Source organism: Alcaligenes sp. MMA (assembly GCF_020907215.1).
GTDB classification, from domain to species: domain Bacteria; phylum Pseudomonadota; class Gammaproteobacteria; order Burkholderiales; family Burkholderiaceae_B; genus Alcaligenes; species Alcaligenes aquatilis.
The window spans coordinates 21344-35732 of sequence record NZ_JAJJPP010000003.1 but is presented as its reverse complement, the minus strand read 5'-3'; the positions used below and the strand labels follow the sequence as shown (position 1 = coordinate 35732).

15 protein-coding genes are annotated in these 14389 nt (G+C 56.9%); 8 read left to right on the top strand and 7 right to left on the bottom strand.

Annotated features, from left to right (window positions below; all coding sequences use genetic code 11):
• Positions 1-42: 42 nt before the first annotated feature.
• The 7 genes from leuE to LNA76_RS12755 all read left to right on the top strand — a co-directional run bounded on the left by leuE (position 43) and on the right by LNA76_RS12755 (position 6793).
• A complete protein-coding gene (gene leuE / locus LNA76_RS12785; protein WP_094197564.1) occupies positions 43-678 on the top strand; it encodes a leucine efflux protein LeuE in 636 nt (211 codons plus the stop codon).
• Between the two features lie 64 nt (positions 679-742).
• Positions 743-1729, top strand: a complete 987-nt coding sequence (locus tag LNA76_RS12780) for a diaminopimelate dehydrogenase (protein WP_094197563.1) — start codon at positions 743-745, stop codon at positions 1727-1729.
• Between the two features lie 134 nt (positions 1730-1863).
• Positions 1864-2055 carry a YqaE/Pmp3 family membrane protein gene (locus LNA76_RS12775; RefSeq protein ID WP_003802304.1) on the top strand — a complete coding sequence of 64 codons (192 nt, stop codon included), beginning with the start codon at positions 1864-1866 and terminating at the stop codon, positions 2053-2055.
• Between the two features lie 82 nt (positions 2056-2137).
• Positions 2138-3724 (top strand): ABC transporter ATP-binding protein, encoded by a 1587-nt coding sequence (locus LNA76_RS12770; protein ID WP_230019202.1) that lies wholly within the window; start codon positions 2138-2140, stop codon positions 3722-3724.
• Positions 3711-4772, top strand: coding sequence for an ABC transporter permease (locus tag LNA76_RS12765; protein ID WP_230019201.1), 1062 nt, complete (start codon positions 3711-3713; stop codon positions 4770-4772). Before LNA76_RS12770 ends, LNA76_RS12765 begins: the two co-directional genes overlap by 14 nt.
• A complete protein-coding gene (locus tag LNA76_RS12760; protein WP_042489288.1) occupies positions 4772-5689 on the top strand; it encodes an ABC transporter permease in 918 nt (305 codons plus the stop codon). Before LNA76_RS12765 ends, LNA76_RS12760 begins: the two co-directional genes overlap by 1 nt.
• A gap of 24 nt (positions 5690-5713) precedes the next feature.
• Complete coding sequence (locus LNA76_RS12755) at positions 5714-6793, top strand: BMP family ABC transporter substrate-binding protein (RefSeq protein WP_094197561.1); 1080 nt, start codon at positions 5714-5716, stop codon at positions 6791-6793.
• Between the two features lie 189 nt (positions 6794-6982).
• On the opposite strand, the gene LNA76_RS12750 is transcribed toward LNA76_RS12755, so the two are convergent.
• Both LNA76_RS12750 and LNA76_RS12745 read right to left on the bottom strand, forming a co-directional pair.
• Positions 6983-8389, bottom strand: coding sequence for an MATE family efflux transporter (locus LNA76_RS12750; protein WP_108728646.1), 1407 nt, complete (start codon positions 8387-8389; stop codon positions 6983-6985).
• Positions 8390-8392: 3 nt separating this feature from the next.
• Positions 8393-8830, bottom strand: coding sequence for a PaaI family thioesterase (locus LNA76_RS12745; RefSeq protein WP_094197559.1), 438 nt, complete (start codon positions 8828-8830; stop codon positions 8393-8395).
• A gap of 145 nt (positions 8831-8975) precedes the next feature.
• Here LNA76_RS12745 and LNA76_RS12740 point away from each other — a divergent pair, with 145 nt between their 5' ends.
• Positions 8976-9461, top strand: a complete 486-nt coding sequence (locus LNA76_RS12740) for a copper chaperone PCu(A)C (protein ID WP_108728647.1) — start codon at positions 8976-8978, stop codon at positions 9459-9461.
• 116 nt (positions 9462-9577) lie between these two features.
• Here the strand turns inward: LNA76_RS12740 and LNA76_RS12735 are convergent, their stop codons facing one another.
• From LNA76_RS12735 to tolA, 5 genes are all read right to left on the bottom strand, one after another.
• Positions 9578-10384 carry an alpha/beta fold hydrolase gene (locus LNA76_RS12735; protein WP_230019200.1) on the bottom strand — a complete coding sequence of 269 codons (807 nt, stop codon included), beginning with the start codon at positions 10382-10384 and terminating at the stop codon, positions 9578-9580.
• Between the two features lie 89 nt (positions 10385-10473).
• On the bottom strand, positions 10474-11160 hold the full coding sequence (gene ybgF, locus LNA76_RS12730; RefSeq protein WP_094197556.1) for a tol-pal system protein YbgF: 687 nt from the start codon (positions 11158-11160) through the stop codon (positions 10474-10476).
• Between the two features lie 217 nt (positions 11161-11377).
• On the bottom strand, positions 11378-11881 hold the full coding sequence (pal, locus tag LNA76_RS12725; RefSeq protein ID WP_094197555.1) for a peptidoglycan-associated lipoprotein Pal: 504 nt from the start codon (positions 11879-11881) through the stop codon (positions 11378-11380).
• 34 nt (positions 11882-11915) lie between these two features.
• The gene (gene tolB / locus LNA76_RS12720; RefSeq protein ID WP_094197554.1) at positions 11916-13226 is read right to left on the bottom strand and encodes a Tol-Pal system beta propeller repeat protein TolB; all 1311 of its coding nucleotides are present in this window, start codon (positions 13224-13226) and stop codon (positions 11916-11918) included.
• A gap of 15 nt (positions 13227-13241) precedes the next feature.
• The gene (tolA, locus tag LNA76_RS12715; RefSeq protein ID WP_094197553.1) at positions 13242-14363 is read right to left on the bottom strand and encodes a cell envelope integrity protein TolA; all 1122 of its coding nucleotides are present in this window, start codon (positions 14361-14363) and stop codon (positions 13242-13244) included.
• Positions 14364-14389: the final 26 nt, after the last annotated feature.

Below are 14389 nucleotides of genomic sequence, written 5' to 3'. Positions count from 1 at the left end.
AGCGCTAAAATTGCTGATTCTGCTGCGTTTCGCGAGGCCGGCGTGCTTGAACAAATCGGTATAGTCAATTTTTGGGCCTTTGTCGTGGGTACGGTGTTTATCGTGCTGTTACCCGGGCCCAATTCTTTATATGTCTTGGCCAGTGGCGCCGGGCATGGTGTGCGTGAAGGCTATAAAGCGGCCTTTGGCGTTGTCGTGGGCGATGGCATCTTGATGACCTTGACAGCCCTGGGCGCCGCCTCGCTGCTCAAGACGCTACCCATGTTGCATACGGGTATACGTTGGTTGGGTGCGGCCTATTTGTTGTATCTGGGTGTGCGGCTCTTGCAGTCGGCCTTCAGACAAGGCGGCCCGGTGCAGTCCGTAGACACGCGTTTGCGCCACGACACCCGCTTTCGCAAGGCCTTGCTCCTGAGTTTGTTGAACCCCAAAGCCATCCTGTTCTTCCTGTCCTTTTTCGTGCAGTTTGTGGACCCGTCCAAAGGTCACACGGGCTTGGCTTTTATGCTGCTGGGTCTGGTGGTGGAGCTGATCAGTATTTGTTATTTGTCTTTGCTGATTTTTGGCGGTAATCGCCTGGCAGGCATTTTCCGACGTCATCAGCGTCTGTCCCGTATGGGCAATGGCTCGGTGGGGCTGCTGTTTATGGGCTTTGCTGCCCGTATGATCAGCGACTAGGCCAGCCGCTTCAGAGCGCAGCAGTTCTGACAGCACTTATTTATCAGATTTAAGGAAAACACCCATGAGTAGCAAAATCCGTGTCGGTATTGCAGGTTACGGCAATCTGGGACGAGGCGTAGAGCTGGCCCTGGCACAAAACCCGGACATGGAGCTGGTCAGCGTTTTTACTCGTCGCGACCCTGCTTCCTTGCAACTGCAAAGTGCAGGCGTGCCCGTACGTGCCCTGGACCAGATCGAACAGTACCGCAATGATATCGATGTGCTGATTCTCTGTGGTGGCTCTAAAAATGACCTGCCCGAGCAAGGCCCGGCCCTGGCACGCTGGTTCACAACCGTGGACAGTTTTGATACCCACGCCCGTATCCCCGAGTACTACGCAGCTGTCGATGCGGCCGCTCAAGGCGCTGGTACCACGGCTTTGATCGCGGTGGGTTGGGACCCGGGCCTGTTCTCGCTGAATCGTCTGTATGGCGAATGTGTCTTGCCCGTTGGTCAGACCTACACCTTCTGGGGCAAGGGGCTGAGCCAAGGACACTCCGATGCAATTCGTCGTGTCGCCGGTGTGGCCGGTGGCGTGCAATACACCCTGCCTATCGAGGCCGCAGTACAGCGCGTACGCAACGGTGAGCAGCCTGAACTTAGCACCCGTGAAAAGCATAAGCGTCAGTGTTTTGTGGTGCTGGAGCAGGGCGCGGATGCCGATACGGTGCGAGAAGCGATTGTCACCATGCCTGACTACTTTGCTGACTACGACACCGAAGTGAACTTTATCGACGCTGAAACACTGGCTCGTGACCACGCAGCTATGCCACACGGGGGGTTCGTGATCCGTAGCGGCCAATCGGGTTCGGGCTCGCAGCAAGTGGTGGAGTATGCGCTGAATCTGGGCAGCAATCCGGAGTTCACGTCCAGCGTGTTGGTCGCTTACGCGCGCGCTGCATACCGCATGAACAAGAGCGGTCAGATTGGTGCCCAGACTGTCCTGGATGTGGCCCCAGGCCTGCTCTCGCCCAAGTCGGCCGCACAGTTGCGTAAAGAGCTGTTGTAAGTTCTGTGCCCAAGTATCGGCCCGGTTCAGCCTGCCTGATCCGGGCCATTTGTCTTGTTTGATTTCAGGCGAATGATTCGGTGCGCCAATAAAGGGTAAAATAGCGCCCACTTCTTATTATTTTGAGTATTCTCATGCGCTTACTGATCGCACTATTGTTGCCGTGGTTAGGATTTTTCACGATTGGTCGTCCAGTGGCGGGTATTATTTGCCTGATCTTGCAGTTGACCCTTATCGGATGGATCCCTGCCGCGATTTGGGCGGTATACGCTCTTAGCCAATACAAGACTGATAAGAAAATCGAGCAAGCCCTGGGCAAGCGTTAAACCCTGAGCTTTTCTTTTTCTACGTCTGAGCAGGCCATGATGGGCTTGCTCAGACGTTTTATATTTTTTTGCTGATACAGCCATGACCCCATCGTCTCCCGTGGGCCATTCTTCTGAGTCTGGTGAGCAAACGGTATCCGTAGACCCCAAGGCTGTGCCACGCCTGGAACTTCGCGCTATCACCAAGGCCTATCCGGCGGTGGTGGCTAACGACAATATTTCCTTGTCTATTCTGCCGGGGCAAATTCATGCCGTGCTGGGAGAGAATGGCGCGGGCAAGTCCACCCTGATGAAGATCATCTACGGGGTGGTCAAACCAGATCAGGGCCAGATTCTGTGGGACGGTCAGCCCGTTCAGATCAGCAGCCCGGCGGCCGCCCGACAACTGGGCATTGGTATGGTGTTCCAGCACTTTTCCTTGTTTGATACCCTGACGGTCACGGAAAACATTGCGCTGGGTTTGCCTGCTTCCACCAATATGCAGGAGCTGGCGGGCCGCATTAGCGAGACTGCCAGTCAATACGGGCTGGATCTGGACCCGCAACGCCACATTCATACTTTGTCCGTGGGGGAGTGCCAGCGGGTGGAAATTGTGCGTGCCTTGCTGGGCAAGCCCAAGCTGCTGATTCTGGATGAACCGACATCGGTACTGACGCCGCAGGCGGTGCGCCGTTTGTTCGGCACCTTGCGTCAGTTGGCCGCAGAAGGTTGCAGCATTGTCTATATCAGCCACAAGCTCGATGAGATCCGCGAGCTGTGCCATGCCTGTACGGTCATGCGCATGGGCAAGGTCACGGGTTATTGCGATCCCCGCGAGGAAACCACGGCCAGCCTATCGCGCCTGATGATTGGTGCTGAACCTCAGTCGCTGGGTGAGCGCAGCATGCAGCAAGGCGGCACGCTCTTGCAGGTACGTCATCTGCAATTGAACAAATCTCATCCGTTTGCCTGCGAATTGCAGGATGTCAGTTTTGATCTGCACCAGGGCGAAATTCTGGGTGTGGCCGGTATTTCCGGCAATGGTCAGCAGGAGTTGCTGGCGGCCTTGTCGGGTGAAGATACCCGCGCGCAGGCAGACATGATTTTGCTGGACGGCCAGGCGATTGGCCAGCGTGATGCGGCCTGGCGACGTGACCAGGGCATGGGTTTTGTCCCCGAAGAGCGCCTGGGGCGCGGTGCGGTGCCAGAGTTGTCTCTGGCTCAAAATCTGCTGCTATCTCATCAAAACCCGGAAACGGTAAAACGGGGTTTTCTGCGCTTTTCCAGCATCCGCCGTCTGGCAGGCGGGATTATCAAGCGGTTCCGCGTCAAAACCTCCAATGAGCAGGCCGCTGCCAACAGCCTGTCGGGCGGGAATTTGCAAAAATACATTATTGGCCGTGAAGTCACCCGTCAGCCGCGCATTCTGGTGATTGCCCAGCCAACCTGGGGCGTGGACGTCGGGGCTGCTGCCCAGATTCACGCCGAGCTACTGGCTCTGCGCGATGCGGGCTGTGCCTTGCTGGTGATCTCCGAAGAGCTGGACGAATTGTTTGCGATTGCCGATCGCCTGATTGTTATCTCCAAAGGTCGTATGTCTCCTTCTATTCCCGTGGCGCAAGCCAGTGTTGATCAGATTGGGCAATGGATGAGCGGTTTGTGGGAGGAGGGTGAGCATGTTCAGGCTTGAGACTCGTGCCACGCCCTCTACCTTGATGGCCTGGTGTTCGCCTTTGCTGGCGGTCTTGTTGACCATGGTGGTTGCCGGAACCTTGTTCTGGTCCTTGGGCAAAGATCCCCTTGCGGGCCTGAATGTGTTTTTTCTGGAGCCTTTGCGTGACCTGAATGGTTGGGCAGAGGTAGGCGTCAAGCTGATTCCTTTGCTGCTGATCTCTGTCGGTCTGGCGATTTGCTTTCGGGCCAATATCTTCAATATCGGTGCGGAAGGGCAGTTGGTGATGGGCGCTTTGGCAGCCGGAGCCTTTGTTTTGCAGGTAGACAATGGCGAGAACGGCGGCTTTTTTCTGATTAGCATTGCCTTGGTCTGCGGCATGCTCGGTGGCATGGCTTGGGCGGCGATTGTGGCTTTCCTGAAAGATCGCTTCAATGCCAACGAGATTCTGGTGTCCCTGATGCTGGTCTATGTGGCCCAGCACCTGCTCAGCTACCTGGTGCATGGTGCCTTGCGTGATCCTGACGGTTTTGGTTTTCCGCAATCCAGTCTGTTTTCTGATGGGTTTCTTTTGCCTGCCGTCTTGCCGGGTACGCGTTTGCATACTGGTATTGTGCTGGCGCTGATTGCCTCGGTTGCTGCATGGCTTTTCCTGACACGCAGCATGGCCGGTTTTCGCTTGAGGGTGGGGGGCATGGCGCCGTTGGCGGCTCGTTACGCGGGTTTTTCTTCCCGTAAGGCCTTGTGGAGTTCTTTGCTGATTTCAGGTGCGCTGGCCGGTCTGGCCGGTGCCGCAGAGGTGATGGGGCCGGTCGGGCAATTGACCCCTTCTATTTCACCCGGCTATGGTTTTGCGGCCATCATCGTGGCTTTTGTGGGGCGACTGCACCCACTGGGACTGATTTTCTCTTCGTTTGTGATGTCTTTGCTGTATATCGGCGGGGAACTGGCTCAAAGTCGATTGGGCCTGCCCAATGCGATTACCGGCATTTTCCAGGGCATCCTCTTGTTTTCCTTGTTGGCTTGTGACGTGCTCATCACCAAGCGTTTGGTCTGGAGAAAGTAATGGACGCGATTGCACCTTTGCTAGCCGCAACCATCAACGCAGGCACCCCATTGCTCCTGGCGGCCTTGGGTTTGCTGATCAATGAAAAATCGGGCGTTATCAATCTGGGCTCGGAAGGCATGATGCTGATGGCCGCCATTGTGGGCTTTGCTGTGGCCGTGCAAACAGGCAGCCCGGCCTTGGGCTTTGTGCTCGGCGCGGTTGTGGGGGCCGTGATGGCCGCTGCCTTTGCTTGGTTGACGGTCTGGCTAGGCGCGAATCAGGTGGCTTGTGGCTTGGCCTTATCGCTATTTGGGGTCGGGGCCTCGGCCTATATCGGTCTGCCTTTCACCGGCAACTCTCTGACTGTCACCAAGCTATCCATTCCGGTTCTGAAAGATATTCCCCTGATTGGGCCAGCGTTCTTCCAGCAACACTATATGGTGTATGTCTCCTGGGTGCTGTGCATTGCCGTGGCCTGGTTTTTGGCCCGTACACGTTCTGGCTTGGTCTTGCGCGCAGTGGGTGAGTCGCCTGCTTCAGCGCATTCGCTCGGTTATAACGTGCGCTACATTCGCCTGGGCGCCTTGATGTTCGGGGGGGCCTGCTGCGGTTTGGCTGGTGCCTTCATCTGTCTGGTCTACACACCCATGTGGGTAGAGAATATGGTCGCTGGGCGTGGCTGGATTGCTCTGGCGTTGACGACCTTTGCAACCTGGCGTCCCTGGCGCGTCATGCTGGGCGCTTACTTGTTCGGTGGGGTCACGATCCTGACCTATCATGCGCAGGCTCTGGGTGTTCCGGTAGCCTCGCAATTGCTGGCCATGATGCCGTATCTGGCCACGATTATTGTGCTGGTTTTAATTTCTCGAAACGCTAACTGGATCAGGTTGAATATGCCTGCATCGCTTGGCAAAAACTTCAATCCCAACAACTAGAGGACTGACATGACTGGAAACTTTATGCGCAAGGCCCTGATGGCCGCTGCCATCGCTTCCCCCCTGGCCGCCTTGCCTGTGTCCGCTCAGGCAAACGATCAAGAACCCCTGAAAATCGGTTTTGTGTATGTCAGCCCTATCGGTGAAGCCGGTTGGACTTGGCAGCAGGATATTGGCCGTCTGCAAATGGAAGAGGCCCTGAAAGGCCGTGTGGTTACTCAGTACGTGGAAAACGTGCCTGAAGGCGCCGATGCAGAGCGTGTCATTCGTGATCTGGCCCAGCAAGGCAACAAGCTGATTTTCACGACCTCGTTTGGCTACATGAACCAGACGCAAAAAGTGGCCAAGCAGTTTCCAGACGTGAAATTCGTCCACTCCACTGGCTACAAAACAGCGCCTAACGTGGCGACCACCAACGCCCGTTTCTACGAGTCCCGTTACCTGGCTGGCGTGCTGGCGGGCAAGATGACCAAATCCAATGTGGTCGGTTACGTGGGTGCTCATCCCATTCCTGAAGTGTTGCAAGGTATCAACGCCTTTGCTATCGGTTTGAAGAGCGTGAACCCCGAAGCCCAGGTGCGCGTGGTGTGGGCCAATAGCTGGTACGACCCAGGTAAAGAACGTGATGCGGCTGTGACCTTGCTGGGTCAGGGCGCAGACGTGGTGACTCACCACACCGACTCCACTGCCACCGTGCAAGCGGCGGAAGAAGCGGGCAAGTACGCTATTGCCTACCACTCCGACATGAGCAAGTTCGGCCCTAAAGCCCAACTGGCTGCTGTGACCCACCACTGGGGTGACTACTTCACTCGCAAGGCCACTGAAGTTCTGGATGGCAAGTGGCAGAACGACAGCACCTGGGGTGGCCTGAAGTCCGGTATGGCGGCTTTGGAAGGCTTCGGTCCCGAAGTGCCCGCTGACGTGAAAGAGTTTGTTCTGGCCAAGCAGGCCGAGATCGAGGCTGGTACGCTGCAACCTTTTGCCGCTCCTATCAAGGACAACGACGGCAAGGTACGTCTGGAATCCGGTTTCCTGGATGACGATGCGTTGAACCGCATGGACTACTACGTGGAAGGCGTGGCCAGCAAACTGCCCAAGCAGTAATCTGCCCCGCAGTTTGTAGATACACAAAGCCCCTTGTTGGATAGTCCAGCAAGGGGCTTTGCAATGTGTGGCTGCTGCGGCTTTTCTGGCTGTTGCTCAGGCTCAGCCCAAGTGCGTTCGGTATTGCCTCTGGGGCGGGTTTGTAGTCAGCCTATGACGACAGAGTCGATACACCGAGCAGACCCCAGACTATGCCGTTCGTGCAGGCCGCTTGCGTCCCAAGCGCGCCGAGGCCCGCATCCAGCGTAGCGTCATCAGCACGGCAACCACAGACAAACCTGTTACCAGTCCGATCCAGATTCCCATCCCTCCCATATTGAACTGGAAGGCCAGTAAAGAACCCGTAGGAACACCCAGCACCCAATACCCTAGCAAGGCCAGCAGCATGGGTATGCGCGTGTCATGCAGGCCACGTAGCATCCCTGCAGCTACAGCCTGGGCACCATCACTGATCTGGAACAAAGCGGCCAGCGCCAGGAAGGTAATGGCAAGTTCAATAACGTCCTGGTTTTCGGCGACATCCAGGTCCAGGAACAGGCTGATCAACGTCAAGGGGGCGAACCAGAATACCAAGGCAGCCAAGCCCATAAAGCCTACGCCCAGGATGTAGGAAATCCAGCCGGCACGACGTGCGCCTAAAGGATCGACCCGGCCTGCGGCCAGCCCCACACGGATGGTGGCGACCTGGCTGAAACCCAAGGGGATCATGTAGGACACCGCGCAAATCTGCATGGCAATCGCGTGCGCAGCCAGATCAGATTGTCCCAGCACGCCCATCATCATGACGGCGGCGTAAAAGACCAACGTTTCCAGGGTGAAGGTAATCGCAATGGGAATACCCAGTGCCCACATTTTCCACAGACGCTTAAAACTCCACTGCCAGGCTTCGTTGAACAGGTAGTAGCGTCTAAAACGCGGGTCGCTCAGCACGATCCAGCTTAACGCTGCAAACATGAATACGCTGGATACGGTCGTGGCCAGTCCCGCGCCCGCCAATCCCATGGCAGGCAAGCCCAGCTTACCGAAGACCAGGAGCCAGCCCAGTATGGCATTGATACCAATGGCCGTAATCGCCACCGCCAAGGTCCATCCAGGTTTTTCCATGGCCGCCAGAAATGAGCGCAGCACGATGTAACCCAAGTAGGGCAGCAGGGCCCATTGCAGGGTATGCATATAGGTCACGGACCGCGCCGCGACGACAGGGTCTTGGCCCATCATGAGCAAGATGTGCTCGGCATTCCACAGCACAATCCAGGCCGGCAGGGTAATGAGCAAAGCGGTCAGAAATCCGTGGCGAATGATCTGCTGGGATTCGCGTACATTGCGCAGTCGTCGTCCCAGTGTCGTGGCCAGCATGGGAACGACAGCCGATACCAGCCCCATGCTGAAAATCATGAAGGCTTGGTATAGGCTGGCGGACAGAGAGCCGGCAGCCAGCTCATCAGGGCCCAGTCGGCCCATGTAAATCATATTCGTTGCCAACAGACTGACTTGCGCCAGATTTGTCAGAATCAGGGGGCCGCCCAAGCGCATGGACGATTGCAGCTCCGCCAGCCAGAGCTGGGTCGGGCCGGGAGTGTGAGACTTTGCAAACATGGTTTATTGGGGGCGAGGCAAAGACCAGGTGCTGATCACTTGTGCAACAGCCGGGCCGCCGTTGGCCGGTTCCAGCAGAACATCACCCGCACAGGTACGGCCTGTCTTGTGAATCCGGGCGTGCGCCAGAATATCGCCGGGAGGGGCTTTGCGCAGAAAGTTGATGGTCAGGCTGGAGGTGACGGCATCGGGGTTGCCGGTGGCACCGACCACAGCGGCATAGAGAGCCAGGTCCGCCAGCCCCATCAACATGGGGCCTGCCACCATGCCACCCATACGTTGGTGCGCATTGCGTTCGGGCAGGCGTAAACAGGCGTTGTCGTGGCCAATGTGCACGACATCAATACCCAGAACGGCGGCAAAGGGATGCAGGCGTTCTAAAAGATCACGAAATTGAACAATATCGATTTTGGGTTCGGGTGCAGTGTGTGTGCTGGTCATGACATCGTTACTGAAAAGAAGGCCGTTGTAAGAGAGGCAGACTGGCTGGTACTGTATCAGATCGCCTCGCGTATCGGGGGAGCTCGGCGGCAGGCTGCTCAAAGTGGGGCCAATTCCAATCGACCAGAAAGAAGTGAGGAGCATCATGAAACGCAGCGCAGTTGTTCTAGGCTTAAGTGTGCTGGCTTTGACCAGCACCGTGATGGCACAGGGGCATGCAGGCCATGGTAAGCCCCAAGCGGTACGTGCCTTGAGCACACAGGTCCATGCCAGTCAATGCTGGGTGCGTATGCTGCCGGAGCCTGCGCCTTCGGCCGCGTATCTGGAGCTGGAAAACAAGGGTGAGCAGAGTGTGGCTTTGGTAGGGGCCAGCACCTTGTCGTTCGGGCATGTGATGCTGCATCAGACGACCGAACACGATGGCATGTCACGCATGTCGCATACGTCCGAGGTGGAGATTCCAGCAGGTGGCACATTACGTCTGAAGCCCGGCGCTTTTCATGTGATGCTGGGGCAGGCGAAAGAGGATCTGGCGCTGGGTGAACGCATTATCCTGAGTCTGCATCTGTCTGACGATACCCAGGTCCAGGCCGAGTGCGAGTTACGGCCCGCCAAGACACAGGCTTACTGATTCAGGCTGACACTTCCATAGAAAAAGGACCGTCTCTGAACTGCCCCCAAAAGCTTGGACGGCTGTCTAACTTTTTTGGGGGCAGTTCAATCAAGCGTGCAGTTTTGCTTTCGTGCTCAGGCTTGTAGTGCTGTCAGTACAGCCTGGTTGAATGCTTTTGGATTGGCCAGATTCATGCCATGGGCCGCCAAAGGGATGCGGTGCAACTGGTCCTCGCGCCGGTGCTGACGAATGATGTCCATGCAATGGTGGTAGCGCGTGGGACTGTTCTCGCCCGTGATGAAGCTCAAGGGCGCATCCAGTTGTTTGAGCCATTCCAGACTCGGCCCCAGGTTGGGCTCCTGCTGCTGATCCAGCATGGTATGGGCGTTGTCCTGAATCATCTCGCGGAACCAGCGCGTCATTTGCTTCCAGGTTCCCGAGCCATTGACCGTATCCACAAACAGAGCCATGGCACCATCACGATCGCCCTGTTCCAGGCGTTCGGCCACTTGCTGGAACAAAGGGGCATAGGAATAGGCGCCAGGAGTCGGGAAACCGGGGTCTGCCAAGGTCAGGCTGGCCACTTGCTCGGGCATTCGTTGAGCCAGCAGCAGGGCAACATGACCGCCGCGAGAATGCCCTACGATATGCACTTTCTTGCCAGGAATATGCTGGTCCAGCAAGGCCTGCAAGTCCTGGGCGTGTTGCGCTGTGCTGAAGTGACCGGGGCTGGGTGCGCCGGGCCAGTAGGAGCGCAGGCTGGGAGCCAGAACCCGATACTGGGTGGCAAAGGCGGGGATCTGCCAACGCCAGTATCGCCAGTCGCACAGAGAACCATGAACCAGCAACACGGCTGCGCCTTGCCCTTGGTCTACAAATGTGTGGCGATAGCCTTGTGCGGTCAGTTCAAGGGTGGAGAAGTCGGCAAAGGGGGGTGTCATGGCAAGCAGTACAAGTCAGGCAAGAATCAGTCGCCTAAAAAAACAGACCGGGTTTGAACCCGGTCCGTATGGCGTTACACGCGGGGTAATTATTCCAGCAGCTTCAGGCGGCTGCGCGCGGTCTCGGCCGCTTCAGATTGTGGGTAGTCTTTGACGATACGCTGCAAGGTGGTTTTGGCACCGCTCAGATCGTTCAGTTCGATCTGGCTGGATGCCGTCACCATCAAAGCATCAGCAGCGCGAGGGCTTTGTGGGGACGCTTTCACAAAAGCCTGCAGCTTTTGGATGGATGTCTTGAAGCTTTTGATGGCATATAGGCTGCTGCCTTCGTAAAAGCGCACTTCATCGGCCAGAACGCTGGAGGGGTAGGCGGCCAGAAAACCGGCAAAAGCATCGGCTGCGGGTTTGTATTGGCCAGCGCGATAGGCGTCCATGGCGCTGTCAAAGACAGCTTGTTCTTGTGGGTCTGCGGCATGAGGGCTTTGCTGTCCGGCAGGCGCATTGTTCTGGCCCTGACCGCTGGCTTGCCAGCTCAGTTTTTCGACTTGGCCGCGCAGTGAGACAACTTCAGAGCGCAGGGTGTCAATTTGATCTGCCAGTTGCAGGCGAGCCTGGGTATTTTGCTCGTGCATCTGACGAATTTGCTGACGCAGCTCCAAAATGGCGCGTCGGGCCTCGTCATCGGCAAAGGCCTTGGCCGGCAGGCTGGCAAATAGGGCGGCCGTCGCGAACAGGGCAACGGTCGCAAGACGAAAAGGCTTTTTATAAGCGTGCATAGTGAAGTCCGTTAAAAAATGTGCATCCGCAATGCGCAGGCTCCTCACCTGCCGGTTTCCCCTCTGTCGGGGGCTGTGATCTGGGGGGGCTTTGGCCGGCCTGGCGAGCCCGTTGTCCAGCATAACGAATTTTCAGTGGATCGGGCACAGCGCCGATAAAAAACGCCGCGGCGTTAACAACCGCCACGGCGTCGGAACCACTTGGTCGATGCAGAAATTATCGTTGGTAAACGATGTCTGCGCGACGGTTTTCGGCGTAATCAGCTTCGGTGTTACCCAAGGCTTTTGGACGCTCTTTACCAAAGCTCACAGCTTCGATCTGGCTGTTGCTCACGCCCAGCAGACCCAGCATACGTGCCACGGCATCGGAACGACGCTGACCCAGAGCCAGGTTGTACTCAGCACCACCACGCTCGTCGGTATTACCTTCGATGCGCACGGTTTGCTGAGGATGGCTGCTCAGGTACGAGGCGTGCATTTCTACCAGGCCACGGTACTGTTCGTTCACAACGTAGCTGTCGTAGTCAAAATATACCGAGCGTTGTTGTGCCAGTGGGCTTTGAGGATTGAAAGGGTCCATGATCTGGCCTGCGCTAGCAGAGTCTGATCCAGTACCGCCGGTTGAGCCGGAGCCTGATTGATCCAAAGGCACCGAGCTGCAAGCAGCAAGGGTTACAGCCATGGCGGCGAGGGTAAGACTTTTAAGAATGCGCGAGCTCATTTGAATTCCTTTTGAAAAAGAGTCACACAGGATGTCAGTTGGTAAATGGTCCCCAGGTGGGTTCGCGTACTTTGCCATTCAATGACGAGAGGGTCTGACGAACGCGACCGTCCACGGATGTTACAGCTAGGACACTGCGCCCCCCCTGAACAGAACTATATAAGATCTGCATCCCATTAGGGGCGAAACTCGGAGACTGATCGTCGGGACCTGTCGTCAGCAGTTGCTCAGACCCTGATGCCATATCTTGAGTGGCAATTCGGAAAGCACCGTTTCTGCGTGTGACGTATACAAGCCTAGTACCGTCCGCAGAGACCTCCGGTGAAATATTGTAACTCCCGTTGAAGGTAATGCGTTGTGCGTCGTTTCCTCCCAGGCTTACTTTGTAAATATTGGGAGCGCCACCACGATCACTGACAAATACAAGGGAGTTGCCATCAGGCATAAAACTCGGTTCAGTATCGATCAGGGGTGAACGCATCACACGACGCAAGCCCGAACCGTCTGCATTTAGCGTGTAAATCTGCGAAATACCGTCTCTGGAGAGCACAACAGCTAGCTGATTGCCGTTGGGAGCCCATGCTGGACTACTGTTGTTGCCTTTGAAATTGGCCAGTGGCTCACGATGGCCAGTGGCCAAAGTTTGCACATATACAACAGGTTTATCGTTCTCAAAGCTCACATAAGCCAGCTTTTTACCGTCAGGGGACCAGGCTGGCGAGATGATTGAGTGTCGAGAACGCAACATTACCTGTGGATTTTGTCCGTCGGCGTCAGCAATTTGTAACTCGTAGTTGTTGCCCGTTTGCAACACATAGGCCAGGCGTGTCGAAAAAACGCCCCGTACACCGGTGATTTTTTCGTAGATACGGTCGGCAATCTGGTGGGATATGCGACGTAGCTCTTTCTCGCTGCCCGCAAAAGCCACCCCATCCAGCTGTGTTTGACGAACGGAATCCACCAGGCGATAGCTGATGGAGTATTGCCCGCCGGTCTGGGCGACCGAGCCGTAGGCCAGGTAATCAGCCCCCCGGTTGCGCCATTCGTCGTAGGCGATGGTGCTTTCTGCATTCAGACCAGCACCGGTGGCATTGATCAATTGAAATTGACCCGAACGAGTCAAGTCGGCGCGAATCACTTCGGCCAGGGACTGGCTGGCCGGGTTATCAGCAAAATCGGCGATCGCGATGGGGTACTGGGTAGCACCCACACCCGATATATCGACCCGCAGTTGGGCCTGAGCCGGTTGGCTGGCGAACATGCCAGCGGCCAGGGCAAACGCTCCAGTGGCCGTGGCGCGCCAATGACGACCTAAGGTCGCCAGGGCAGGGGTAGCGGCGGTCATTATGCAATCTCCTGATTAATCGAACATGCGGTATTCGCCATCAATATACGATGGATACTGCCCGCTAGGCGGTTTGGGGAAAGGGCTGCAACGGGCAAGTCCCTTGGATACGGCATCATCGAATAGAGCGATGCCGGACGATCGTTTGATTTGAACGCGGTTAGGGGTGCCATCGGCATTCAGGTCCACGCGGTACTGCAAAGTAGGGTTGCCGCGTACTTCGGAGCGCGCAGGGGTGCTGTAGACCACGCCAGGCTGCACGCAAGCGCGCACCTTGGCGGCATAGCCACCGTCACCACCGCCGCCGCCAGCCTGGTTGCGGTCTGCGGTACCACCGGGGCGGCCAGGAGCACCTTCGCGCATGGCGCGACGGAACGCTTCTTCCTTGGCCTTGCGCTCGGCGTCCGCCTTGGCTTTGGCGGCAGCAGCAGCGCGAGCCTTACGCTCAGCATCCGCTTTGGCTTTGGCCTCGGCGTCTGCCTTGGCCTTGGCTTCTGCCTCGGCTTTGGCTTTGCGTTCGGCATCAGCACGGGCTTTGGCGTCGGCCTCTGCTTTGGCCTTGCGTTCGGCTTCCGCCTTGGCTTTAGCTTCTGCTTCGGCCTTGTCCTTGCGTTCCTGTTCCTGCTTTTCCTTCTGTTCACGTTCACGTCGTTCAGCGGCTAGCTTGTCTTGACGCTGTTTTTCCTGACGCTCTTGTTCCAGCTTTTCTTCACGTTCTTTTTGCTCGCGTTCTTTGCGAGCTTGCTCCAAAGCGATCTCGGGATCGACTTCGGGTTCAGCAGGAGGTGTGACCTTTTCAGGTTCAGGAGGTGGCTTGGGTGCCGGAGGCGGTTCGGGTTCCGGTTCAGGCTTGGGTTCTGGCTCTGCAACTGGTTCAGGCTCAGGTTGTGGCTCTGGCTCGGCCTCGGGGGCTTCGGGATCCGCATTGACGGCCGCGTCGGGCGCGACACCGTCCATCCACAATTCGACCTGCACCGCATTGGGTGTTTTGGGCGCAGTAGAAAAAAGGGCTCCCGCCAAAATGGCGAGCAGCAACAGCCCGTGCAGACCCAGGGCGATGAGCAAGCCGCGCCGATCTTCCTTTTGCTCAGGCGAGCGCAGCGCCTGATTGCGGGTATTGCGTGTTCTGTGCTTCATTCAGTTCAGGTTTTTCGCGCCGGACG